The sequence below is a fragment of the Streptomyces sp. NPDC051561 genome, assembly GCF_044454195.1.
In the GTDB taxonomy this organism is placed as follows: domain Bacteria; phylum Actinomycetota; class Actinomycetes; order Streptomycetales; family Streptomycetaceae; genus Streptomyces.
Map to the genome: position 1 here is coordinate 234683 of NZ_JBITDM010000008.1, position 23380 is coordinate 258062.

Consider the following 23380-nt stretch of genomic DNA (forward strand, 5'->3'; position numbering starts at 1 on the left):
GTGTCCGAGGTCCTGGAAAGGGCGGGCCGGTGGTGGGGACTGTTAGGGTGATCGAAGAGGCGTTCGACCTCCATGGACACGGGTGAAGAACAGGGGAGATGAGTTGATGACGGTCGCGGCGCGCGCTGCCTCGTGCGGCACACGGACCATCCTCATTCCCCGGGCCCTCGGCTGATCTCTTCCACACTGCCGGTTTTCCAGCTGGGCCCTTTCCTGACACAAAGGGATCCACGTTGTCCGACAACGTCATCTTCGGCGCCTTCATGACTCTCCACCGCGACCTGCCCCGGCAGAGTCCCGGTTCCGACGCCACCACCCGGCGTTTCCTCTCCGTCGCCGCGCTCGCGGGACGGCTCCCCGAGCGTCCTCGCGTGCTCGACCTGGGCTGCGGTCCCGGCCGGGCCTCGCTGCTGCTGGCCGCCGAGGCCGCGGCGCGGGTCACCGCGGTCGACCTCTACCAGCCGTTCCTCGACGAACTCGACGCCGCTGCCGCCGCCAGGGGGCTCGGCGACCGGATCCGTACGGTCCGCACCGACATGGGCGCGCTCGAAGGCCCCGGTTTCGAGGACGGCTCGTACGACCTGGTGTGGGCGGAGGGATCGGCGTACAACATCGGCTTCGCCCACGCACTTGAGCGGTGGAAGCGGCTGCTCGCCCCCGGCGGTGTGCTGGTCGTCTCCGAGATCGAGTGGACGGCCGAGGAGCCCTCGGCCGGGGTCCGCGCCTTCTGGGAGCCGCAGTACGCCCTGGGCACCCGCGCCTCGAACAGCGCGGCAGCCGTCGCCGCCGGCTACGACGTACTGGGAGCGCACCTCCAGCCGGACAGCGACTGGGACGAGTACTACGGCCCGCTCGGCGCGCGCAACGAGTCCGCCGATCCGGACCTGCCCGGGATGGCGGAGGCCCTCACGATGACCCGCGAGGAGATAGAGGTGCGCCACCGTCACAGCACCGAGTACGGGTACACCGGTTATGTCCTCAAGCCGTCCGACCCGCGCTGGCGGACCCGCCCCCAGACCCCGGACGACCGCCTCGCCGTGCACGCGGTCAATGCCGCCGCCTTCCCCACCGAGGGCGAGGCCGACCTGGTGGAGGCGCTGCGCGCGGATGCCGACGCCTGGCTGCCGGGGCTCTCGTACGTCGCCGAGGCGCCGGACGGGACCCTCGCGGCGTACGCCCTGATCACCCGGTGCCAGGTGGAGGGCGTCCCGGCCACGGCGCTCGCGCCCGTCGCGGTGCGCCCCGAGTTCCAGCGGCAGGGGGCGGGGGCCGCCGTCACGCGGGCCGTGCTCGATGCGGCGCGGGCCGGGGGCGAGCGGCTGGTGCTGGTGCTCGGACATCCCGAGTACTACCCGAGGTTCGGGTTCACGCCCGCCTCGGGGCTCGGGATCAAGCCGGGTTTCGAGGTGCCGGACGAGGCCATGATGGCGCTCGTGCTGGACGAGGCGGCCCCGCCGCCGCGCGGTGAGATCCGGTATCCCAAGGCCTTCGGGGTCTGATCCCCGTCACAAGTGGGAAGTCCTGCTCCTGTCGCACCCGCGACGGGAGCAGGACTCTTTTTTGCCGTACTTGCTACGTCCGAAGTACGGACAAGCGGCTTTTGTACGGCAGACTTGGCAGCCGGGAACCGAAGCGAAGGATGGTTATGCCGACCACACCCGCCACCGCGGCGAGCAGTATCCAGAACGGATCAGCGGGAGAGACGCCCGAGATCCTCCTCGAACTGGTCGACGAGAGCGGCAACACCATCGGCACCGCGGAGAAGCTGTCGGCCCATCAGCCCCCGGGGCAACTGCATCGAGCGTTCTCGGTCTTTCTCTTCGACGAGACCGGCCGGCTGCTGCTCCAGCAGCGCGCGCTCGGCAAGTACCACTCCCCCGGCGTCTGGTCCAACACCTGCTGCGGCCACCCCTACCCGAACGAGGGGCCGTTCGCGGCCGCCGCCCGCCGGACGCACGAGGAGCTGGGCGTCTCCCCCACGCTGCTCGCCGAGGCCGGCACGGTCCGCTACAACCACCCGGACCCGGCGTCCGGTCTGGTCGAGCAGGAGTTCAACCACCTCTTCGTCGGCCTGGTGCAGTCGTCGTTGCGGCCGGACCCCCAGGAGGTCGGGGACACCTCGTTCGTGACGCCCCAGGAGTTGGCGGAGCAGCACGCGAAGGACCCGTTCTCGGCGTGGTTCATGACGGTGCTGGACGCGGCCCGTCCGGCGATCCGGGAGCTGACGGGAGACGCGGTCGGCTGGTAGCCAGGCAGGCACCCCGGGGCCGGATGCGGATCCGGCCCCGGGGTGCCTAGTACCGTCCGGCGAGCGGCACGGCCGCCCAGATGACCTTGCCGCCGCTCGCGGTGTGTTCGACGTCGCAGGCGCCGCCGGCCTCGCCCGCGATCTCCCGCACCAGCAGCAGGCCGCGTCCGCCGGTCTGGGCGAAGTCCGTCTCCAGCGGTATGGGGCGGTACGGGTGGCTGTCCTCGACCGAAACCCGTATCCACTCGGCACCGATGGCCACCTCCACGGCAAGCTCCGGGGAGAGCAGTGCCGCGTGCTTGACCGCGTTGGTGACCAGTTCGGAAACGATCAGCAGCAGGCCCTGCACCAGGTCCTCGGCGATCGGCACGCCCTGCCGGCGGATCAGGTCCCGGACCGCGTGCCGGGCCTGCGGGACGGAGACGTCGACGGCGGGGGCGACGAACCGCCAGACCCCTTCGTACGCCGGCGACGGCCCCACTTCGTCCGCCTCCGCCCGCCGGGGCTCTGCCCCGTTCGCCTGCGGGGGAACTGCGCCATCGCCGGCGCTCCCGCCGGGCGGGGCGCCGACGGCCGCCCCCTCGGGGGGTGGGGCGCTCCCACGGCTCTCCATCATCGGGCACCCGCCCTCACGCTCGGTCGTGACCACGATCCGAGTGTTCGGGGCGGGACGGTCCGGGCCCTTGAGCTGAACACAAGTCAGCCGTAAGAGTCGCTTTCCGACCGCCTGTGCTCACTCTGCGGCCTTTTGCATACCGCTTGGCAATCAGTTGGGCGACCGGTCCTGATCTTCCGGCTTGGTGAAGTCGGGCTCCGCGGCGGGCCTTTGCGGTGTGGCCGCGGCGCCGGGCGTCTGCGGATTCGCCGGGGACACGGGCGCGGGCGGGGTCTCCTCGGCTTCCGGCCGCATCGCTTCCGACACCATGGAAACGACCCGGCGTCCGCCCAAACCGATCGAGATCAGTCCGAGTCCGTCGAAGAGCAGGGCCAGCGAGAAGAAGGTGCCGAGGACGTACAGGCTGCTGTGCGGCCAGTCGAACAGCACCAGGAGGCCGAGCAGCAGACCGAAGGCGCCCTGGACGAGGGTCCAGCCGAACTGCGGCCCGCGGACCACCGCACTGCCGACAATCCTGAAGAGTCCGCCGGTCAGGAAGAGCAGGGCGGCGAACATGGTCAGCGCCTCGGCGGAGCCCATCGGGTGGCGGATGACGACGACACCGGCCGCGATGTTCAGCGCGGCGACGACGACGCCGAGCCAGAAGAAGCTGGTACCTCGCGACTGCACCGCCTGGAGCAGCCCGATCAGTCCACCGGCCAGCAGCAGCCAGCCGAACAGCACCATGGAGGTGAGGGTGGCGAAGGCGGTGTAGAAGAGCCCGATGACTCCGCCGATGACCAGCAGAATGCCGAGGAACGCCAGCCAGCCGAAGTTCCGGCTCAGCTTCTTGGTCTCTTTGGTCTCGTGGGGCGGCCGTGCCCCGCTGTCGTCCGTGGTCCTGTCGGTGGTCCTGTCCGCCATGGAGCACTCCTCGGTCGGCCCCCGTGCCTGCCTCGGCCCCCCGATCCCCCGATCATAGGTTCCGCGCGTGCGGATAGCATCCGGCGCATGCAGCTGTCTCCCCGGGTGAATCACACCGTCGTCGACTCCGTAGCCACCGTTGTGCTCAGCAACCCCGCCAAACGCAATGCGATGACGGCCGGGATGTGGCGTGCGCTGCCGGACCTGCTGGCCAGGCTGGCCACCGACCGGGACGTACGCGCGCTGGTTCTGACGGGTGACGGGGACACCTTCTGCGCCGGGGCCGACATCTCCTCGCTGCGTGAGCCCGCGGAGGCGGCCGGCGGTACGCCGCAGGAGCTGGCGGTACGGGCCGAGGAGGCCCTGGCCGCCTTTCCGAAACCGACGCTGGCCGCGGTGCGCGGGTACTGCGTGGGCGGCGGCAGCCAGCTGGCGGCGGCGTGCGATCTGCGGTTCGCGGAGGAGGGGGCGCTCTTCGGGGTGACCCCGGCGAAGCTCGGCATCGTCTACCCGGCGTCGTCGACGCGACGCCTGGCTGCGCTGACAGGGCCTTCGGCCGCCAAGTACCTCTTGTTCTCCGGAGAGTTGATCGATTCTGAGCGGGCGCTGCGCACCGGACTGGTCGACGAGGTGCTGCCCCGGGGCCAACTCGGCAAGCGGGCGGCCGAGTTCACCCGGATACTCGCGTCGCGTTCGCAGCTCACGCAGGCGGCAGCGAAGGAATTCACCGATGGGCGCACCGACCGGGACGCGTACTGGGCGGAGCAGGCGCGCGGCAGCGGCGACACCGCGGAGGGTGTCGCCGCCTTCCTGGAGCGCCGTTCACCGCACTTCGAGTGGAGTGCGCCTCAGGACTGACCGGTACGCGGCCGGCCGGAACCGGCATTCCCGCAAAGGGGCTTGAGTGGCCGTCAGGCCGCCGCCTGCGCGCGCCAGTGCGCGACCAGTTCGGCCGGCGCCTTCTCCGGGGAGCCGGCCTCGTGCGGCGGCTGGGGGTCGTACTCGACCATCAGCTGGATGCTCTGGGCGGCGAATTCGCCCGCGATCTTCTCGGCCAGCATCAGCCCCATGTCGATGCCGGCAGACACGCCGGCCGCAGTGACGTACTTGCCGTCGAAGACGACCCGCTCCACCGTCATCTCCGCGCCGAGCGCGGCCAGGTCCTCGCGGGCCAGCCAGTGCGTGGTGGCGCGGCGGCCGTCGAGCAGCCCGGCGGCGGCCAGCGCGAGGGAGCCGGTGCAGACGGAGGTTGTCCAGGTGGTGGTGGGGTCGACGGCGCGCAGCCAGTCCTGCAACGGCTTGTTGTCCAGTTGGGCGGAACGGTCCGGGCCGCCGGGGACGATCACGATGTCGGGGCTGGTCACCTCGTCGAAGGACTTGGTGGCGATGAGCGACAGGTGGCCCCGGTCGTTGCGGACGGGTCCGGCCTGCTCGGCGACGAAGACGACGTCCGCGCCGGGGAGGTGGCCGAGGGTGTCGTAGGGGCCGACGGCGTCGAGGACGGTGAGGTTCTCGTAGAGGACGATGGCGATCTGCATGACAGGGCTCCGTTTGTCGGTTTGTCGGTGGGTCCGCTGGTGGGGCTTGTGCCGGCTGGACTCAGTGGCTGGGGTTCAGGGGCCGGAAGCGGCGGCGGTATTCGGCCGGGCCCGTACCGAGGGTCTTGACGAAGGCGCGGCGCATGGCCTCGGGCGTGCCGTAACCGCAGGCCCGGGAGATGCACTCGACGCCCTGCGGGCTGTCCTCCAGGAGACGGCGGGCGTGTTCGACCCGGACGCGCTCGACGTAGCGGCCGGGGGTGGTGCCGGTCTCGGCCTGGAAGGCGCGGGCGAAGTGCCGGGGCGAGAGACGGGCCCTGGCCGCCAGGGCCTCGACGGACAGATCGGCCTGCGGGTGCTCGGAGATGTACTGCTGTACGTCGCGGAGCGGCTCGCGCACGGCGGTCTGGGCGGACAGCTGGGCGCTGAACTGCGCCTGGTTCCCCGGGCGCCGGAGGAAGACGACCAGGTGCCGGGCGACGGTCAGCGCGGTCTCCCGGCCGTGGTCCTCCTCCACGAGGGCCAGCGCGAGGTCGATGCCGGAGGTGACTCCGGCGGCGGTGGAGATCTTCCCGTCGCGTACGTAGATGGAGTCGGGATCGACGTCGATCTCGGGGTGCTTGCGGGCGAGGCGGTCGGTGAAGTTCCAGTGGGTGGTGGCCCGCCGCCCACCGAGCAGACCGGCTGCCGCGAGCAGGAACGCGCCGGTGCAGACCGAGACGATGCGTCCGGCACCCGGGGCGTGCTCCCGCAGCCAGTCGACCAGGCGGGGGTCGCTGTCCCGGGTGCCGGTGCCGCCGGGGACGAGCAGCATGGCCGTGGGGCCGAGCCGGGCCGTGAAGTCCGCGAGGCGGCCGTCGGGGGTGAGGGTGAGACCGCTGCTGGTGCGGATGGGGGTGCCGTCCAGGGAGGCGGTGCGGATGTCGTACGGCCTGCCGGTGACGTAGCCCGCGCCCGAGAGGACTTCGACGGGGCCGGTCACGTCGAGGCTCTGCACACCGTCGAAGAGGACGACCAGGACGAGTTCGGGGCGCTGCTGCGTCATGCCTCCATGGTTCGCCGCCCCGGGCGTGGCCGCAATGACGAGTTCCCCACCTTTCCTGCCACGGCGGTCCGCGCCGGCTTTTCCCACGCCTCGGCCGTGCGCACTTGACGGCCCGGACTATGCGACGTACTAACCAGTCGGTAACGTGCAGGCATGACTGACACCACTGTGCTCCCCGCCCGCGCCGGACGCCGCTGCCACAACCCCCTCAACTCGCTGCACTCGACGGTCTACTTCTCCCCCGAGTACGCCGCCGAGCTGGCCGCCATCGGCATCGACGACCCCGAGGCCCCGTTCTTCGTGGGCCGGGTGGCGGCCTTCGGCGAGGCCGGCCCCGGTCTGGTGGCCGCCTCGTTCTACAACTACAACTACGAGCTGATCGCCAAGGTCCTGCCGGCCCTCTGGGACGTCGTGACGCCACAAGCGGTGCTCGGGGCACGGATGAGCGCCGCCGACGCGGCGCTGCGGCGGCTGCTCGGCGCGGAGATCATCGCCTCGGACGAGATGGCGGAGGCCGCCGCGCTCGCGGTGCGCGCCACCGAGGCGTGCACCCGGCAGGCCAGGCCGCTGTACGCCGCCCACGCGGACCTCCCGATGCCCGACGTACCGCATCTGGCGTTCTGGCACGCGGCGACGCTGCTGCGCGAGCACCGGGGCGACGGTCACCTGGCCGCGCTGCTCACCGCCGGGCTCGACCCCGTCGAGGCGCTGGTCAGCCACACCGCCACCGGCAAGGGCATGAACCCGCGCTGGGTGCTGCGCACCCGGGGCTGGTCGCGCAGCGACTGGGACGCGGCGTCCGACCGGCTGCGCGCCCGTGGGCTGCTCGACGCCGAGGGCGCTCTGACCGAAGCGGGTGCGGCGCTGCGGGCAAACGTCGAGGACACCACGGACCGGCTCGACCTGGCACCGTACGAGCACCTGGGCGCGGCGGGAGTCGAGCGGCTCACCGAGCTGGGGCGCGGCTTCCTGATGACGGCGGCAGCGGCGGGGGCCTTCCCCGAAACCCTGCTCGGCAAGGGCTGAGGGGCCACGCCTGCGAGGGGCTGAGCAGCGCCTCCCCGGCCCGCCCCCGTTTGCGGCGGGCCGGGGAGGCAACCCGCACGGAGACAGCGATTCCGGACGAGGAGGACCCCGTGTTCCGTGCCATTGCCGATGCTCTCCGTACGGTCGGCGGCGCCATCGCCACCGTGGTGACGCTGCCGTTCCGCCTCCTGGCGAAGCTCTTCGGCGGAGCGTCGCGGGGTGGGCGTACCCGCAGGGCGTGAACCGGCTCGCGGGCGGTCCCGTGCGTGGCTCCGTCCGCCCGCACGGCAGAATGCAGGGGCACCGCAGTTGAGGTGCGACATGCACTGCCCGCAGGAGAAGGCGAGTCGGTAACACCGTGACGACGTCCATCGAAAGCATCGAAAGCAGGATCGCCGGGGAACTCGGCGTAAAGGACCGGCAGGTCAAGGCCGCCGTCGAGCTGCTCGACGGCGGCTCGACCGTTCCGTTCATCGCTCGCTACCGCAAGGAAGCGACCGAGATGCTCGACGATGCGCAGCTGCGCACCCTGGAGGAGCGGCTGCGGTATCTGCGGGAGCTGGAGGACCGCCGGTCCGCGATCCTGGATTCCGTACGGGAGCAGGGCAAGCTGGACGCTGCCCTGGAGGCGCAGATCCGGGCGGCCGAGACCAAGGCGCGTCTGGAGGACATCTACCTCCCCTTCAAGCCGAAGCGGCGCACCAAGGCGCAGATCGCCCGCGAGGCCGGTCTGGCACCACTGGCGGAGCGTCTGCTCAAGGACCCTTCGGCCGACCCGCTCGCCGCTGCCGCCGCCTTCGTCGACGCGGACAAGGGCGTCGCGGACGGGGCTGCCGCGCTGGACGGGGCCCGGTCGATCCTGACCGAGCACTTCTCGGAGGACGCCGACCTGATCGGCGAGGTCCGCGAGCGGATGTGGTCGCGCGGCCGGCTGTCGGCGAAGGTGCGGGACGGCAAGGAGGAGGCGGGCGCGAAGTTCGCCGACTACTTCGACTTCGCGGAGCCCTTCACCGCACTGCCCTCGCACCGGGTGCTGGCGATGCTGCGCGGCGAGAAGGAGGACGTGCTCGATCTGGTCCTCCAGCCGGAGCCGGACGACTCGGAGGTGGTGGGCCCGTCCTCGTACGAGAACATGGTGGCCCGCCGCTTCGGTGTCGCCGACCGTGGCCGTCCGGGTGACAAGTGGCTTGCGGAGACGGTGCGTTGGGCGTGGCGGACGCGGATCCTGGTGCATCTGGGAATCGATCTGCGGCTGCGGCTGCGTACGGCCGCCGAGGACGAGGCGGTGCGGGTCTTCGCCGCGAACCTGCGCGATCTGCTGCTGGCGGCCCCGGCCGGGACGCGGGCGACGCTGGGGCTGGACCCCGGTTTCCGTACCGGTGTGAAGGTCGCCGTCGTGGACGCCACCGGGAAGGTGGTGGCGACGGAGGTCATCCATCCGCATGTACCCGCCAACCGCTGGGACGAGGCGCTGGGGAAGCTGGCACGGCTGGCGAAGGAGCACGCGGTCGATCTGATCGCGATCGGGAACGGCACCGCCTCCCGCGAGACGGACAAGCTGGCCGGAGAACTGATCGCCAGGCACCCGGAATTGAACCTCACCAAGGTGATGGTTTCGGAGGCGGGGGCTTCCGTCTATTCGGCTTCTGCTTTTGCCTCGCAGGAATTGCCGGACATGGATGTGTCGCTGCGTGGGGCGGTTTCCATTGCGCGGCGGCTGCAGGACCCGCTGGCGGAACTGGTGAAGATCGACCCGAAGTCGATCGGCGTGGGCCAGTACCAGCACGACCTGTCGGAAGTGAAGCTTTCGCGGTCGCTGGACGCGGTGGTCGAGGACTGTGTGAATGGGGTGGGGGTGGACGTCAATACGGCGTCCGCACCGCTGCTTTCGCGGGTTTCCGGAATTGGGTCCGGCCTGGCGGAGAACATCGTCGCGCACCGGGATGCGAACGGTCCTTTCCGTTCGCGGAAGGCGCTGAAGGACGTGGCGCGGCTGGGCCCGAAGGCGTACGAGCAGTGCGCGGGGTTCCTGCGGATCCGGGACGGGGAGGACCCGTTGGACGCGTCGAGCGTGCACCCGGAGTCCTATCCGGTGGTACGGGCGATGGCGAAGTCGTCCGGAGCCGGGACCCTGGTCGGGAATGTGGAGGTGCTGCGCGGGCTGCGGGCCGCGGACTTTGTGAATGAGAAGTTCGGGCTGCCGACGGTTTCCGACATTCTCCGGGAATTGGAGAAGCCGGGGCGGGACCCGCGTCCCGCGTTCAAGACGGCCACTTTCAAGGACGGCGTCGAGAAGATCGGTGATCTGACGCCCGGCATGATCCTTGAGGGGGTCGTCACCAATGTGGCCGCCTTCGGGGCGTTCGTGGATGTCGGTGTGCATCAGGACGGTCTGGTGCATGTGTCGGCGCTGTCGAAGACCTTCGTGAAGGATCCCCACGACGTCGTGAAGTCGGGGGATGTGGTGCGGGTGAAGGTGATGGACGTGGATATCCCGCGCAAGCGGATCTCGTTGACGCTGCGGCTGGAGGATGAGGCCGGGGACACGCCCCGGCGCTCCTCCGGGGGGTCCCGTTCCGGCGATGCGCAGGGACGGGCCGGTACGCAGGGGCGGCCTCCGCAGCAGCGGCAGGGCGGAGGCGGCGAGCGCGGCCAGGGCCGACAGGGTCAGGGCGGAGGCCGGCAGGCTCAGGACGGTGGTCGGCAGCAGCGCGGTGGCGGCCGCTCGGCTGCCGGCCCTGCTCCGGCCAACAGCGCGATGGCCGATGCGCTCCGCAGGGCGGGACTGACCGACCCGGGGAAGCGCCGCTGAGGGGTTAGCGGCCACGAGGGCTTCCGGGGGCGGTCGGGCAGCCCTCGGAGCTGGTGGCTCAGCTGTCGTTGCGTTCCGGTGGGCGAATGTAGGTCAGGGTGTGGTGGGCGACCACCTTGCCGGCGGTGTCGGTCGTGGTGGCTGTTGCGTACACGATCAGACGGCCCGGCCGCAGGATCGTGGACTCGCAGGTCAGGTCGGTGCGGGCGGGGCCGAGGAAGCTGGTGGTCAGCTGCTGGGTGACCGAGGGATCGTCCTTGCCGAACAGCGACATGATCGCGATCCAGCAGGTGACGTCCGCGAGCGTCATGGCGCAACCGCCCTGGAGGACCCCGCCCGGACGGAACAGCTCGGGCCGCTGCGGCAAGGAGACCCGGGCCGTCCCCTTGCCGACCTCGTCCACCCGGAACCCCCACCAGGGGCCGAAAGGGCTCGCGTCCAGGACCGCTTGGGCTCCGCCGAGATCAATCATCGGAGGAACCTAACAGCATCCGCAACGCCGATGCGCCGGCCGCCGACCGCAACAGGGCTTTTACGCCCACGACTTGACCCTACGTCACGTCCGCGCTGAGAGCGTGACGCGATCTCCCCTCACACCTCGGTGACCCGCCCCCCGGCAACCTCCACCCGCCGCGTGGTCCGCACCGCGTCCAGCATCCGCCGGTCGTGGGTGACCAGGAGGAGCGTCCCCTCGTACGACTCCAGCGCCGACTCCAGCTGTTCGATCGCGGGGAGGTCGAGGTGGTTCGTCGGTTCGTCCAGTACGAGGAGGTTGACGCCCCGCCCCTGGAGAAGGGCGAGGGCCGCGCGAGTGCGTTCGCCCGGGGAGAGAGTGGTGGCGGGGCGCAGGACGTGCTCGGCGCGCAGGCCGAACTTGGCGAGGAGGGTGCGCACCTCCGCCGGTTCGGTGTCGGGGACGGCCGCGGAGAAGGCGTCGAGAAGAGATTCGGCACCGTAGAAGAGACCGCGCGCCTGGTCGACCTCGCCGACCACGACCCCCGGGCCGAGGGTCGAGTCGCCCTGGTCGAGTGGGAGTCGGCCGAGCATGGCCGCCAACAGGGTCGACTTTCCCGCCCCGTTGGCGCCGGTGATCGCGACGCGGTCCGCCCAGTCGATCTGGAGCGAGACCGGCCCGAAGGTGAAGTCGCCCCGGCGGACGGTCGCCTGACGCATCGTCGACACCACAGCGCCGGAGCGCGGGGCGGCCGCGATCTCCATGCGGAGCTCCCACTCCTTGCGGGGCTCGTCGACGACGTCGAGGCGTTCGATCATGCGCTGCGTCTGGCGGGCCTTGGCGGCCTGCTTCTCGCTGGCCTCACTGCGCATGTTGCGGCCGAGCTTGTCGCCGTCGGTGGACTTGCGGCGGGCGTTGCGAACGCCCTTGTCCATCCAGCCGCGCTGCATCTGGGCGCGGCCCTCCAGGGCGGACTTCTTGTCGGCGAACTCCTCGAACTCCTCGCGGGCGTGCCGGCGGGCGGTGTCCCGCTCCTCCAGATAGGCCGCGTAGCCGCCGCCGTACAGCTTGATCTGCTGCTGGGCGAGGTCGAGTTCGAGGACCTTGGTGACGGTGCGGGTGAGGAACTCGCGGTCGTGGCTGATCACGACGGTGCCCGCGCGCAGGCCCTTGACGAAGTTCTCCAGGCGGTCGAGGCCGTCCAGGTCGAGGTCGTTGGTGGGCTCGTCGAGGAGGAAGACGTCATAGCGGGAGAGCAGGAGGGAGGCGAGGCCGGCGCGGGCCGCCTGGCCGCCGGAGAGGCCGGTCATGGGCTGGTCGAGGCCGATGGTCAGGCCGAGGGTCGCGGCGACTTCCTCGGCGCGTTCGTCGAGGTCGGCGCCACCGAGGTCGAGCCAGCGGTCGAGGCTGAGGGAGTAGGCGTCGTCGGCGCCGGGGGCCTCGTCGACCAGGGCCTGGGTGGCGGTGTCCAGGGCGAGCTGGGCGTCGGCGACGCCGGTGCGGCGGGCGAGGAAGTCACGGATGGTTTCGCCCTCGCGGCGCTCCGGTTCCTGGGGGAGGTGGCCGATGGTGGCGGTGGGCGGGGAGAGGCGGAGGTCGCCGCCCTCGGGGGTGTCGAGGCCGGCGAGGAGGCGCAGGAGGGTGGATTTCCCTGCCCCGTTCACGCCGACGAGGCCGATGACGTCGCCGGGGGCGATGACGAGGTCGAGGCCGGAGAAGAGGGTGCGGTCACCGTGGCCGGCGGTGAGGTCTTTGGCGACGAGGGTTGCAGTCATGAGGGGTCGATCTTATGCCGGGGGTGGAGGCCGGGAGGGTGCGGGTGGGGAGGTGAGCAGGGCTCGGGGCCGTGCGCACCATGTCTGGTATGTGCGTTTAGCGGACCATTGGGGTGGTGAGGACGCCGCCCATGGTGCGGGCGACGAGGTAGGAGCGGCCTCGGGTGGCTCGTTCGTCGAGGGGGATGCGGTGTTTGCCGGGGTCGAGCATTCCGTCGAAGACGACCTCGGTGTGGAGGCGGTGGAGGCGGTCGTGGCGGTAGGCGACGAGCTGGACCCGGCAGGTGGTGGTGACTTCGACGCCTGCCTCGCCGTCGGCTGCGACCAGGCGGGTGAGCCGGCGTTGTTCCAACGGGGTCCTGTCCAGGGCGTGTTCGAGCTGGGCGACCAGGACGGGGATCATCGGGGCGAGGTCCTCCACATAGGCGGGTCCGACGCCCGCACGGTCGAAGGCATGGCGTACCGCCGCCTTCTCGTGCTCGGCGACGGACCGGCCGAAGGCCACCGCACCGTACGTCCTGATCTCGTCCGGCGGGACCCGGTCCGCATCCTCGACGATCTCCGCGCCGATGTTGATCGTACGGAGGGCCGCCGCGAGCTTGGCGAGGACGGCGACCCGGGAGCCGATCAGCAGGACACGGCGGCGGTGCGCGGTGGTGGGGGCGCCGGAGCCGTCCGTGGGGTCGCCGTCGGGCAGGAGGCGGCACAGTTCGGTGCGGTAGGTGTCCGCGTCGAAGCGGAACGGGCCTATCCCCTGGTAGCCGTCGCGGGCCGGGTCGATGGTGTCGGTGGTCTGCCAGGCGAAGTCGCGCCAGACGATGTCCGGGCCGTCGCGCTCGATGACGGCGGTCACCGCACCGCATTCGAGGCTCTCGCAGTCGGGGCAGCCGTAGATGACGTACCGCCTGCCGGGAAGCGGGGGCGCGGCTTCCAGGAGGAGTCTGCGGAGGTGGGTGGTGAAGATGGCCGGGGGGACGTCGGACGCCAGCGGGGACACGGCGTCGAGGTCGGCGAGCTGATGAAGGAGGGGGCGGCCGTCGACGATGAAGTCGAGGAATTCGCGGTGCAGTTGGTAGGCACCGGTGGCCAGGACCCCGCCGGCCCGTATCGCCGGGGCCAGCCCGAAGGTCGCGTGCGCGGCAGACATGGGGTGAGTATCCCCAGTGGAGACGGATTGTGCGCACGGGATCGTGAATTCGGTGCGCGGGAACGCGGGTGAGGAACGCGGGGTACGGCTGCGGGCGCGCATCGGGTCCGCCCCCGCCCTCCGATTCTCCCCAGCACCCCACCCCGGAGGCAGCGCCCGGCCCCTCGCAGCGCCGTCGCACCTCGCCCGAAATGGCCCTCGGCCGGAGGTACGCCCGCTACCGCGAAACGCGACCACAACCGGGGGGAAGGGCACCCCCGTGGGCCCGGGCATCACCCGCAAGGAGCGGCCACCACCGGGAGGGACGCCACCAACCGGAAGGAGTAACCAGGACCGGCGGACGCGGACACAACCAGCAGGGGCGGCCACTACCGGGGGGAACGCGGGCACCGGCGAAAGGTGCCGCCCCCGCCGGCGCGCCGGCGGGGGAAGCCACCGCCAAAAGCCGCCGCCACCGGCCGGGGCAGCCTGGGCCGGGCCGACACAGCTGTGAGCGCAGCCAGGAGGGGCGGGCGAAGGGGTCGTTGTGTCCCTTTGCCCGCCCCTCTGCCGGGGGTGTCAGGAGGTGCGGGTCGCTCCGCTCTCCGTGGGGGGCGCGGGGTCTTCCGTGCCGTTGCCCGTGCCTGGGCCGATGCGGATCTCGAAGTCGCCGTCGTACTTCTTGTGGCCCTCGACGACCGCTGATTCGACGGCTTCGATGCCCAGTTCACCGCGGACGATCAGCGGATCCCTGCGCAGGTCGCGCATCAGGGCCACACACATGCCGATCATGACCACGGCGAAGGGGGCCGCGACCAGGATGGTCAGGTTCTGCAGGCCCTGGAGTGCGTCGCCCTTGCCGTCGCCGATGAGCAGCATGACCGCGGCGACCGCGCCGGTGACCACGCCCCAGAAGACGACGACCAGCTTGGTCGGCTCGAAGGAGCCCTTCTGGGAGAGGGTGCCCATGACGATCGACGCGGCGTCGGCGCCGGAGACGAAGAAGATGCCGACCAGGATCATCACCAGGATGCTGGTGACGGTGGCGAGCGGGAACTCCTGGAGGAGGCCGAAGAGCTGGCCCTCCGGTGTGGCCTCCTCGGGCAGCCGGCCGCCGGCCTGCATCTTCATGGCGGTGCCGCCGAAGACGCAGAACCAGATCAGGCTGACCGTGCTCGGCACGAGGATGACGCCGCCGATGAACTGACGGACCGTACGGCCCCGGCTGATCCGCGCGATGAACATCCCGACGAAGGGCGTCCAGGAGATCCACCACGCCCAGTAGAAGACCGTCCAGCTGCCGAGCCAGGTGGCGACTTCCTTGCCGCCGGTGGCCTCGGTGCGGCCGATGAGCTGCGGGAGGTCACCGAGGTAGGCGCCCAGCGAGGTGGGCAGCAGGTCCAGGACGATCACGGTGGGACCCGCGATGAAGACGAAGATCAGCAGGACCAGCGCCAGCACCATGTTGGTGTTGGACAGCCACTGGATGCCCTTCTCGACGCCGGAGACCGCGGAGGCGACGAAGGCCACCGTGAGGACGGCGATGATGGAGATGAGGAGGCCGGTGCCGGCCTTCTCCATCCAGTTGAGCTCCTTCATGCCGCTGCCGATCTGCAGCGCGCCCAGGCCCAGCGACGCGGCCGAGCCGAAGAGGGTGGCGAAGATGGCGAGGATGTCGATGAAGCGGCCGAGACCGCCGTTGGCACGCTTCTCGCCGATGAGCGGGGTGAAGACGGCGCTGATGGTCTGCCTGCGGCGACGGCGGAAGGTGCTGTACGCGATGGCCAGACCGACCACCGCGTAGATCGCCCACGGGTGCAGCGTCCAGTGGAAGAGGGTGGTGGCCATGGCGGTCTGCATGGCTTCCGCCGAGTCGACCGGGCGGGTGCCGGGCGGCGGGGAGGAGAAGTGGCCGAGCGGCTCACTGACTCCGTAGAACATCAGGCCGATGCCCATGCCCGCGCTGAACATCATCGCGACCCAGGAGACCGTCTTGAACTCGGGCGCCTCGCCCTCCTCGCCGAGCGTGATCTTGCCGTACCGGCTCACCGCCAGCCACAGCGCGAAGACCACGAAGCCGGATGCGGCCAGCATGAACGCCCATCCACCGTTGTGGATCAGGCCCTTGAGCAGCTTGCCGGAAACGTCCTCCAGTGAATCGGTGGCGAGCGCACCCCAGAGTACGAACGCGAGCGTGAGAGCGGCGGTGACGCCGAACACGATCCGGTCCGTATGTGGTTCGTGGGTGGTATGCGGACTGCCGGGCAGATCCGCCATGAGTGGCGAAGCTGCCCGGTCGTCCGACGACTGGTCGTCCTGGGACACGTGTGTCACCTTTCGGATGGGGAGGATTCCCTGCCGCTACCCGGTATCACAGGTGACGCACGTCACGGTCTGCTAACAGCGCGTGTCGGGTTGCCCAGTTGTGAGCGGGTATGTGGCTCTTGCGTCGAGGAGAAGCGGAATCAGGTCCCGCTGGGACTGCCGCAGGGGCACGTACGCACCCCCTCGGACCTTGGCGAAACCGACGCCGTGCAGGGCGAGTTCGTCCCCCACGGAGGCGAGCTGCTGGTCCGTCAGCCGGTAGCCGCAGGGCGGGTCGGCGAGGATTTCGGCGGGCTTGGGATCCTGGTTGTCGGCACCACCCAGATAGACGGGTCCCCGGTCCGCGAAACCGGCCAGCCTGGCGCGGGTGGTGGCAGCCTCGATCGGGCCGCGCCGCTGCTGTGCGTAGGTGAGTGCGCCGCCGAGGGAGGCGGTGTGCGAGGCGACCCGGCGGCGCTGGTTGAGCGCCCGGTCCTGCTGCTCCGCCTCGTCGAGCGCGTCGACGCGGCTCTCGATGAGCAGGCCCACCGCGTGCTTGATGCCGGACGCGTTGCGCAGGATGCGTTCCTGGCCGTCGCCAGCGACCTGCCTGAGGTCGTCGCCGGTGACCGGGTCGGTCCAGATGCCGTACGTGCCGGTGCTGAAGCCGGAGGCGTGGGCGGCGGGCCTGACGTACTGCCCCGAGAGCTTCTTCGACTCCTGGTGGACGTGCGGGTCGGTGTTGAGGTTGCGCGGCCAGAGGTCGAAGAGGTCCTTGTCGTAGTACGGCGGGGTGGCGCCGTACTCGTGCAGGTCGTAGACCAGGTCGGGCCTGCGGTCGCGGATCACGGCGGCCATGGCGCGGCCCTCGGCGGTGGCCAGGGCGATGTGGTCGCGGTTGATGTCGATGCCGTCGGAGTTGCCGCGGGTGTCGGCGGCGCGCCCGTCGGGGTTGGCGGTGGGGACGACCAGGACGGTGGTGGTGCGCAGGAAGTCCCGGGTGCGGTGGTCCCTGGCGAGGGCGAGGTCGCGGACCTTGCTGAGGCAGGCTTCGCGTCCGGCCGGTTCGTTGCCGTGCTGACTGCAGATCAGGAGCACGGTGGAGGTGGTGTGCCGGCCTTCGCCGATGCGGACGAGCTGGAGCGGGCGGCCCTGCTTGGTGGTGCCGATGGAGGAGACGGAGACCCGGGAGGCGGCCCGGTCGACGGCGGCGAGGAAGTCCTGCTCCTCGGGCTGGGTGGTCCAGCGGGCGCCGTGGGACGTCTCGAATCCGGTACGGGGTCCGGGCCGCCCGCCGTCCCCTGCCTGGGCGGGGGCGGCGACCAGCGGGACCGCGAGGGCGGCCGTGCCGAGGAGCGCCGCGAGGACGCGCCTCCTCATCGGGGTCCTTCCAGGGGCAGGGGCAGTGCGCCCGGCATCCGGGACAGGTCCTGCGGCACGCTCACGCCGTCGCGGGCACCCGGGGCGAGCGGGGCGGCGGCGGTGTTGCCGGAGGTGGCGCGGGCGAAGGCGCGCTCGCCGCCGACGAACGGCAGCTTCGCCGACGTACCGGAGAGGTCGAGACCCAGGGTGGGGCGGGTGTCGGGGGCTTCGACGAGGCCCGCGTCGGTGCCGGCGACGATCAGGGCGAGGCGGTGTCCGGCCGGGACGACATGGTCGGAGGCGGCCAGGTCGATGGTGATCTCGTACGTCCTGCCGGGGGTCAGCGGGCGGGCCCGGCCGTCGCCCCGGTAGTGGGCCAGGCTCGCCCAGCCGCGGCTGAAGACGGTGTGGCCGACGGCGGCGGTGTTGGCCGTCGTCTCCTTGAAGCAGGAGCTGTCACCCGTGGTGCTCGCTCCCCAACAGCTGCGCTCTGCAAGGGTTTTGATGCCTTCGCCCGCCGCGCCGTAATTGCGGATGGTGTCCGGGCCGAGGTCGACGAGGACCGCGGAGAGGTTGGCGCTGGTGGTGGACGGGGTGACCTTCAGGGTGACCTTGGAGGATCCGGAGAGGCGCAGGTCCCCGGAGAGCGGCTTGGTGGCGAAGCCGGCTTTCTCGGGGGTGCCGGTGTCGATCTTCGTGGCCCAGGCGTTCTCGTCGAGCCCGGGGTCGTCGGTGAAGGTCTCGGTGGTGCCGGGCTTGGCGCGCTTCAGACCGAGGGAGCCCACTCCGGCCGAACTGCCCTTCTGCGGACGGACCTTGGTGGCGTCGGTGCCGCGCGGCGGCCACACCTTGTCGGTGGTCCAGCGGTCGGGGGCGCGCTCGATGTCGGCCATCGGCTCGCGGTCGATGCCGTTGTCGTAGCCCATCAGCTCATGGTCGAACCAGCGGTGCAGCGTCTTGACCCACTCGGCGCGCCGGAAGTCGAACGGGTCGACATGGCCGGTCTGCGACAGCCACACCTTGCGCGTGACGCCTTCGTCGGCGAGAGCGTCCCACCACTTGCCGAAGTGGTTGGTGCGGACGTTGAGGTCCTGCATGCCGTGGACGGCGAAGACGCTGGCGCGCACGTTGCCCGCGTCGGGGACGAAGTCGCGCTCGGCCCACATCCGGGTGCGGTCGCCGTTGAGCGGGGCGCCGTCGGCGAGGGCCTGCTTCACGGGCTTGCAGGCGGGGGTACGGTCCGGATGCTCGACGTATCCGGCGAGGTCGTCGGGGCCGCCCTCGTACAGGTCGGCGCCCTGCTGGAAGTAGTAGTCGTACCAGGAGGAGATGGCGCCGATCGGGACGATGGTCTTCAGGCCCTTGACGCCGGTGGCGGCGACTCCGTTGGCGACGGTGCCGTCCCAGCTCTTGCCGATCATGCCGGTGCTGCCGTTGGACCAGGAGGCGCTCGTACGGGTGGCGCCGGTGCGCGAGGTGTAGCCGGTGCCGCGACCGCCCAGCCATTCGACGACGGCCTTGGCGGAGGCGATCTCGGAGCGTCCGCCGACGTCGACGCAGCCGTCGGAGCGGTTGGTTCCGGTGAAGTCGACGGCGACGTACCCATAGCCGCGCGGCACGAAGTAGTTGTCGTAGAAGAGCGGGAACCGGTCCGGGTTGCCCTTGTCGTCGTACGTCTTCTTCTGGCTCTCGTTGCCGCGTCCGCAGCAGGAGTAGTACGGGCTGGCGTCCATGATCACGGGGATGCGGCGGCCGGAGCGGTCGGTCTCGCGGGGGCGGACGATGTCCACGGCCACCCGGTCGGTCTTCCCGTCCTTGTCGCCGTCGATGCGGGTGTCGACCCAGACGGACTCCCGGATCGCCTTGTCGTACGAGTGGACGGGCTTGCTCTCGGTGGGCCGGGCCGCGGCGGCCTGTGGGGCGGCCTCCTCGGCCCCCTGGGCCGCCCCCGCGGGAACCAGCAGGACGGCCGTCATCGCGGCCACGGTCGTGGGTACGAGCGTTCTCCACTTCGGGCGCCGGGCCCGTGCAGGTATCGACATGGCCGGACCGTAACGCCCTCAACTCCCGCGCAAAAGAGGGCAGTAGCGCGCCGGACGCGTCCCCTGCGGCCAAAAGGGATGGCGGGTCGCATGTCGGCCGTATGGCAATCGTGTGTCAGGAGCGACCATGGACATGACTGATGGCGAAGGGGCTGAATAGAGTGCCAACAGATCGTTCCATCCGACCACTTGGAGCACTCGTGCACCGCAGAATCATCGCCCCGGGCGTGCTGGCCGCGGCCACCCTGCTGCTGGCGATCCCGGCATCGGCGGCCTCGTTCACCCCGGGAGCGCCGGGCATCGGCGACCCCTACTACCCGGCCAGCGGCAACGGCGGCTACGACGTTTCCCACTACGACCTGCGGCTGAAGTACCAGCCCACGACGGACCTGCTGGAGGGCACGGCGACCCTCCTCGCCACCGCCAAGCAGAACCTGTCGAGCTTCAACCTGGACCTCGGCCTGAAGGTCAGCGAGGTGCGGGTCAACGGCAAGGTCGCGAAGTTCACCAAGGAGGGCGAGCAGGAGCTGGTCGTCACTCCGGCGAGCCCGCTGGAGAAGGGCAAGTCCCTCTCGGTGGTGGTCCGATACGCCGGAAAGCCGTCCGAGGTGAAGATCGGCGGGTACACCGCCTGGGCCCGCACCCCGGACGGTGGCGTCGCCGCGCAGGAGCCGGACTCGGCCGCCTGGTGGTTCCCGAGCAACGACCACCCGCTCGACAAGGCCACCTACGACGTATCGGTCTCGGTGCCGGACGGCTCGACGGCCATCTCCAACGGCGTGCTCCAGTCGCAGAGTTCGAAGCTGGGCTGGACCCGCTTCAACTGGCGCTCCAACAAGCCGCAGGCCACCTACCTGGCCACCCTCGCCGTCGGCAGATTCGACGTCACCACCGACCGGACGGCGTCCGGGCTGCCGGTCCTCAACGCGTACAGCAAGGACCTCGGCGACAACGACGGCGCGGCGCGGGCGAGCATCGAGCGTTCGGCGGAGGTCACCGAGTGGCTGGAGGGTGTCTTCGGTCCGTACCCCTTCAACGCGGTCGGCGGTTACGTCCCGAACGTGACCAGTGGCTTCGCGCTGGAGACGCAGACCCGGCCGTTCTACAGCCCCCGGCAGTTCGCCAACGGTGCGAACGTCTCGGTGGTCGTGCACGAGCTGGCGCACCAGTGGTACGGCGACAGCGTGTCCGTGCACCACTGGAAGGACATCTGGGTCAACGAGGGCTTCGCCCGGTACAGCCAGTGGCTGTGGTCGGAGAAGGAGGGCGAGGGGACGGCGCAGGAGCTGGCCGACTACGCGTACTCCTCGCGGGCGGCCGAGGACCCGTTCTGGCAGGTCAAGCCCGGTGACCCGGGTGCGGACAAGCAGTTCGACATCGCTGTCTACGACCGGGGGGCCCTGGCCATTCAGGCCTTGCGCAACGAGGTCGGGGACGAGGCGTTCTTCGAGATCCTCAAGAAGTGGCCGACGCAGTTCAAGTACGGCAATGCGAAGGTCTCGGACTTCGTGAAGTTCGCGGAGAAGGTCTCCGGGAAGCCGCTGGCCGAGCTGTTCGACACATGGCTGTACCAGCCGGAGAAGCCGGCCGCTCCGGCCGCCGCCGAGTCGAGGATCGCGCGCGGACTCGCGGCCTCCCCGACGGCGGGGCCGGTCCAGCCGAAGTCGTGGAAGAAGATCGCCGCGACGAACACGGTCCACGACCACTGATCACGGCTCACCCGCACTGATCACGCGTCCCGCCGCTCGCCCCGCGTCGTCGCTCCGCTGTCGCCCGTGCGTCAGCGGGCGGCGGCGCGGCGCCGCGCTCCGGCCTCCGCACGCGCCTTTGCGCGTGCCTCCGCACGCGCCTTCCTCGCCCTCGGCAGGTATCGCAGCCGTTCCGGCAGCAGTGGTACGAGGGTGCGCACGACCCGGCTGAACCGGCGCAGCCCGCGCTCCTGCGCGGCCGTCCACTCCAGGCCCAGCGCCTCGCGCGCCTCGGGCGGCAGGTAGCCGACCGTCACGAAGGAACGGAAGGCCGTGAGCCGTGGCAGAAGTACCGGCCACAGGGCGCGCAGCAGCAGCCGCACCGGCAGCGGGCCGCGGTCCGGCGGCGGAACCCTGAGTCCGGGGTCGGCCAGCTCCCGTACCACCACGGTCTGTTCGATCTCCTCGGCGAGCATCTTGCGGTAGTACGGCCAGAACTCCTCGACCGACTGCGGCATGTCCCGGTCGTGGATGCCGAGGATGCGGCCGACCTGGAGCCACTCCGCGTAGAGCTGCCGCTCCTGGGACCCGGTGAGCGGGCGCCGGTTGAGGTACCGCAGAGAGTGCTGGTAGCAGGGGAAGCCGGTGGCGTGCACCCAGGCGTAGTACGCGGGGGTCAGCGCGTGGTACTTCCGGCCGTGCGCGTCCGTGCCCATGATCGTCTTGTGCAGGGCGCGCAGCCTGCGGCCCTCCTCGGCGGCGGCCTCTCCCCCGTACACCCAGAGCAGCACCGACCGCAGGGAGCGTTCGCCGCGTCCCCACGGGTCGGTGCGGAAGACCGAGTGGTCGTCGACACCGGCGCCGACCGCCGGGTGCGCGACCTGCAGCGTCAGAGCCGCGGGCAGCATCAGCAGGCCGCGGACATCGCCCGCGAGGGACCACAGGACGCCGCCGGGCGGGGGCGGCGCGGGGTCGACGGGCCCGTCCGCGCGGGTGGCGGTCCGGATGCCGGATTCGGTCGTCATGCGGCGGCTCCCACGGTTCGGCGAGCCCGGGGCGGTGCCGGGTTTGTCCGTGATCCAGTATGCGACGGACGTGTCGGGCGGGATCCGAGGGGTGCTGCTGCGGACGTGCACCTCCGCGTGCGGGGTGCGCACGTCCCTGCACGGGGTAGCGAGTTTGTCGGGGTGACGAGGTGTGGACGTTGCACGTTGTCTACCGGTAAGTAACCGCGGCTGGTTTGATGAGCGGCGCCAGTTCGTACCGCACCTCTCGCCCCACACCTTTCACGGGAGAACTCTGTGCCGAATTCCGCGCGTTCCGCACGTCGACGCGTCCTGACCGCCACCGCGACCGCCGTCGCCGCCGCGGCCACCCTGGCCGCCACGGCACCGGGGGCCACCGCCGCCCCGGCCGCCTCCGCCGACGTGCCCGCGCTCAGCGTCCTGTCGTACAACGCCTTCCTCTTCAGCAAGAATCTCTACCCGAACTGGGGCCAGGACTTCCGGGCGAAGGCGATCCCGGCCGCGTCCTTCTTCCAGGGCCACGACGTGGTCGTCCTCCAGGAGGCGTTCGACAATTCCGCTTCCGACGCGCTGGGCCGAGAAGCGGCCGCCCAGTACCCGCACCAGACGCCGGTGGTCGGCCGGAGCAGGAGCGGCTGGGACGCCACGGGCGGTTCCTACTCGGCGACGTCGGCGGAGGACGGCGGGGTGACCGTGTACAGCAAGTGGCCGATCGTGCGGAAGGAGCAGTTCGTCTACAAGCAGGCGTGCGGTGGCGACTGGTTCTCGAACAAGGGCTTCGCGTACGCGGTGCTCGATGTGAAGGGCGTGAAGGTGCACGTGGTCGGCACGCATCTGCAGTCCACCGACCCAGGCTGCCGGGCGGGCGAGGCGGCGGCCAAGCGGAGCGCGCAGCTGAAGGAGCTGAACGCGTTCCTGGACGCGAAGAAGATTCCGGCGTCGGAGCAGGTGCTGGTGGCCGGTGACCTCAATGTCGACTCGCACAGTGCGGAGTACGGGTCGATGCTGACGGACGCGGGGCTGGAAGGGGCGTCCGCGCGCACGGGCCACACGTACTCCTTCGACACCGCCGACAACTCGATCGCCGCCGAGCGGTATCCGACCGACCCGCGCGAGGACCTCGACTACGTGCTGCACCGGAAGGGCCACGCCCGGCCCGCCGGGTGGACGAACCACGTCGTCAAGGAGCAGAGCGCGCCGTGGACGGTGTCGAGCTGGGGCAAGAGCTACACGTACACCAACCTGAGCGACCACTACCCTCTGGTGGCTTCCGCCAAGTGAGTGCCGGTCGGGCCCGGCCCCGGGGGGGGGGGGGGGGGCCCCCCCCCCCCCCGCCGCCCCCCCCCCCGCCCCCCGCCCCCCCCCCCCGGGGCGGGGGGGGGGGGGCCCGCGCCGCGGGGGCGGGGGGGGGCGGGG

The 23380-nt window shown here is 71.0% G+C and carries 19 protein-coding genes; 8 read left to right on the forward strand and 11 right to left on the reverse strand.

Features of this window, described 5'->3' with window-relative positions; genetic code table 11:
- The first annotated feature begins 263 nt into the window (after positions 1 to 263).
- Positions 264 to 1499: a GNAT family N-acetyltransferase gene (locus ACIA73_RS20430; RefSeq protein WP_399440129.1), complete on the forward strand. Its 1236-nt coding sequence runs from the start codon at positions 264 to 266 to the stop codon at positions 1497 to 1499.
- Positions 1500 to 1645: 146 nt separating this feature from the next.
- Positions 1646 to 2248 carry an isopentenyl-diphosphate Delta-isomerase gene (idi, locus tag ACIA73_RS20435; RefSeq protein WP_399440010.1) on the forward strand — a complete coding sequence of 201 codons (603 nt, stop codon included), beginning with the start codon at positions 1646 to 1648 and terminating at the stop codon, positions 2246 to 2248.
- Between the two features lie 46 nt (positions 2249 to 2294).
- On the opposite strand, the gene ACIA73_RS20440 is transcribed toward idi, so the two are convergent.
- Both ACIA73_RS20440 and ACIA73_RS20445 read right to left on the reverse strand, forming a co-directional pair.
- Positions 2295 to 2729: an ATP-binding protein gene (locus ACIA73_RS20440; RefSeq protein WP_399440130.1), complete on the reverse strand. Its 435-nt coding sequence runs from the start codon at positions 2727 to 2729 to the stop codon at positions 2295 to 2297.
- A gap of 285 nt (positions 2730 to 3014) precedes the next feature.
- The gene (locus ACIA73_RS20445) at positions 3015 to 3767 is read right to left on the reverse strand and encodes an HdeD family acid-resistance protein (protein WP_399440011.1); all 753 of its coding nucleotides are present in this window, start codon (positions 3765 to 3767) and stop codon (positions 3015 to 3017) included.
- A gap of 87 nt (positions 3768 to 3854) precedes the next feature.
- On the opposite strand from ACIA73_RS20445, the gene ACIA73_RS20450 reads away from it, so the two are divergent.
- Positions 3855 to 4625 (forward strand): enoyl-CoA hydratase/isomerase family protein, encoded by a 771-nt coding sequence (locus ACIA73_RS20450; RefSeq protein WP_399440012.1) that lies wholly within the window; start codon positions 3855 to 3857, stop codon positions 4623 to 4625.
- 53 nt (positions 4626 to 4678) lie between these two features.
- Here ACIA73_RS20450 and ACIA73_RS20455 read toward each other — a convergent pair whose 3' ends face one another.
- Both ACIA73_RS20455 and ACIA73_RS20460 read right to left on the reverse strand, forming a co-directional pair.
- On the reverse strand, positions 4679 to 5305 hold the full coding sequence (locus ACIA73_RS20455; RefSeq protein WP_399440013.1) for a DJ-1/PfpI family protein: 627 nt from the start codon (positions 5303 to 5305) through the stop codon (positions 4679 to 4681).
- Positions 5306 to 5366: 61 nt separating this feature from the next.
- A complete protein-coding gene (locus ACIA73_RS20460) occupies positions 5367 to 6350 on the reverse strand; it encodes a GlxA family transcriptional regulator (protein ID WP_399440014.1) in 984 nt (327 codons plus the stop codon).
- Positions 6351 to 6503: 153 nt separating this feature from the next.
- Here ACIA73_RS20460 and ACIA73_RS20465 point away from each other — a divergent pair, with 153 nt between their 5' ends.
- From ACIA73_RS20465 to ACIA73_RS20475, 3 genes are all read left to right on the forward strand, one after another.
- Positions 6504 to 7376 (forward strand): hypothetical protein, encoded by an 873-nt coding sequence (locus tag ACIA73_RS20465; RefSeq protein ID WP_399440015.1) that lies wholly within the window; start codon positions 6504 to 6506, stop codon positions 7374 to 7376.
- Between the two features lie 110 nt (positions 7377 to 7486).
- A complete protein-coding gene (locus tag ACIA73_RS20470) occupies positions 7487 to 7618 on the forward strand; it encodes an LPFR motif small protein (protein ID WP_399440016.1) in 132 nt (43 codons plus the stop codon).
- Between the two features lie 116 nt (positions 7619 to 7734).
- Positions 7735 to 10188 carry a Tex family protein gene (locus ACIA73_RS20475; RefSeq protein WP_399440017.1) on the forward strand — a complete coding sequence of 818 codons (2454 nt, stop codon included), beginning with the start codon at positions 7735 to 7737 and terminating at the stop codon, positions 10186 to 10188.
- A 58-nt stretch (positions 10189 to 10246) separates the two neighbouring features.
- Here ACIA73_RS20475 and ACIA73_RS20480 read toward each other — a convergent pair whose 3' ends face one another.
- The 6 genes from ACIA73_RS20480 to ACIA73_RS20505 form a co-directional block, all read right to left on the reverse strand.
- Positions 10247 to 10660: a PaaI family thioesterase gene (locus ACIA73_RS20480; RefSeq protein ID WP_399440018.1), complete on the reverse strand. Its 414-nt coding sequence runs from the start codon at positions 10658 to 10660 to the stop codon at positions 10247 to 10249.
- A gap of 119 nt (positions 10661 to 10779) precedes the next feature.
- Positions 10780 to 12417, reverse strand: coding sequence for an ABC-F family ATP-binding cassette domain-containing protein (locus tag ACIA73_RS20485; RefSeq protein WP_399440019.1), 1638 nt, complete (start codon positions 12415 to 12417; stop codon positions 10780 to 10782).
- Positions 12418 to 12514: 97 nt separating this feature from the next.
- The gene (locus tag ACIA73_RS20490) at positions 12515 to 13564 is read right to left on the reverse strand and encodes an oxidoreductase (protein ID WP_399440020.1); all 1050 of its coding nucleotides are present in this window, start codon (positions 13562 to 13564) and stop codon (positions 12515 to 12517) included.
- 558 nt (positions 13565 to 14122) lie between these two features.
- Positions 14123 to 15868 (reverse strand): BCCT family transporter, encoded by a 1746-nt coding sequence (locus ACIA73_RS20495; protein WP_399440021.1) that lies wholly within the window; start codon positions 15866 to 15868, stop codon positions 14123 to 14125.
- 72 nt (positions 15869 to 15940) lie between these two features.
- Positions 15941 to 17227, reverse strand: coding sequence for a M14 family metallocarboxypeptidase (locus tag ACIA73_RS20500; RefSeq protein ID WP_399440022.1), 1287 nt, complete (start codon positions 17225 to 17227; stop codon positions 15941 to 15943).
- Positions 17224 to 19251, reverse strand: a complete 2028-nt coding sequence (locus ACIA73_RS20505) for a Xaa-Pro dipeptidyl-peptidase (protein WP_399440023.1) — start codon at positions 19249 to 19251, stop codon at positions 17224 to 17226. The genes ACIA73_RS20500 and ACIA73_RS20505 overlap by 4 nt, the downstream gene beginning before the upstream one ends.
- Positions 19252 to 19451: 200 nt before the next feature.
- Here ACIA73_RS20505 and ACIA73_RS20510 point away from each other — a divergent pair, with 200 nt between their 5' ends.
- Positions 19452 to 20960, forward strand: a complete 1509-nt coding sequence (locus tag ACIA73_RS20510) for a M1 family metallopeptidase (protein ID WP_399440024.1) — start codon at positions 19452 to 19454, stop codon at positions 20958 to 20960.
- Between the two features lie 71 nt (positions 20961 to 21031).
- Here ACIA73_RS20510 and ACIA73_RS20515 read toward each other — a convergent pair whose 3' ends face one another.
- Positions 21032 to 21964 carry an oxygenase MpaB family protein gene (locus ACIA73_RS20515; RefSeq protein ID WP_399440025.1) on the reverse strand — a complete coding sequence of 311 codons (933 nt, stop codon included), beginning with the start codon at positions 21962 to 21964 and terminating at the stop codon, positions 21032 to 21034.
- A 276-nt stretch (positions 21965 to 22240) separates the two neighbouring features.
- Here ACIA73_RS20515 and sph point away from each other — a divergent pair, with 276 nt between their 5' ends.
- Complete coding sequence (sph, locus tag ACIA73_RS20520) at positions 22241 to 23245, forward strand: sphingomyelin phosphodiesterase (RefSeq protein WP_399440026.1); 1005 nt, start codon at positions 22241 to 22243, stop codon at positions 23243 to 23245.
- Positions 23246 to 23380 lie beyond the last annotated feature (135 nt).

Coding starts and splice junctions, on each gene's coding strand:
- ACIA73_RS20465 (WP_399440015.1), top strand. CDS start 6,504: ATGACTGACACCACTGTGCTCCCCGCCCGCGCCGGACGCCGCTGCCAC.
- ACIA73_RS20505 (WP_399440023.1), bottom strand. CDS start 19,251: ATGTCGATACCTGCACGGGCCCGGCGCCCGAAGTGGAGAACGCTCGTA.
- ACIA73_RS20445 (WP_399440011.1), bottom strand. CDS start 3,767: ATGGCGGACAGGACCACCGACAGGACCACGGACGACAGCGGGGCACGG.
- ACIA73_RS20460 (WP_399440014.1), bottom strand. CDS start 6,350: ATGACGCAGCAGCGCCCCGAACTCGTCCTGGTCGTCCTCTTCGACGGT.
- ACIA73_RS20500 (WP_399440022.1), bottom strand. CDS start 17,227: ATGAGGAGGCGCGTCCTCGCGGCGCTCCTCGGCACGGCCGCCCTCGCG.
- ACIA73_RS20480 (WP_399440018.1), bottom strand. CDS start 10,660: ATGATTGATCTCGGCGGAGCCCAAGCGGTCCTGGACGCGAGCCCTTTC.
- ACIA73_RS20490 (WP_399440020.1), bottom strand. CDS start 13,564: ATGTCTGCCGCGCACGCGACCTTCGGGCTGGCCCCGGCGATACGGGCC.
- idi (WP_399440010.1), top strand. CDS start 1,646: ATGCCGACCACACCCGCCACCGCGGCGAGCAGTATCCAGAACGGATCA.
- ACIA73_RS20485 (WP_399440019.1), bottom strand. CDS start 12,417: ATGACTGCAACCCTCGTCGCCAAAGACCTCACCGCCGGCCACGGTGAC.
- ACIA73_RS20455 (WP_399440013.1), bottom strand. CDS start 5,305: ATGCAGATCGCCATCGTCCTCTACGAGAACCTCACCGTCCTCGACGCC.
- ACIA73_RS20515 (WP_399440025.1), bottom strand. CDS start 21,964: ATGACGACCGAATCCGGCATCCGGACCGCCACCCGCGCGGACGGGCCC.
- ACIA73_RS20430 (WP_399440129.1), top strand. CDS start 264: ATGACTCTCCACCGCGACCTGCCCCGGCAGAGTCCCGGTTCCGACGCC.
- ACIA73_RS20450 (WP_399440012.1), top strand. CDS start 3,855: ATGCAGCTGTCTCCCCGGGTGAATCACACCGTCGTCGACTCCGTAGCC.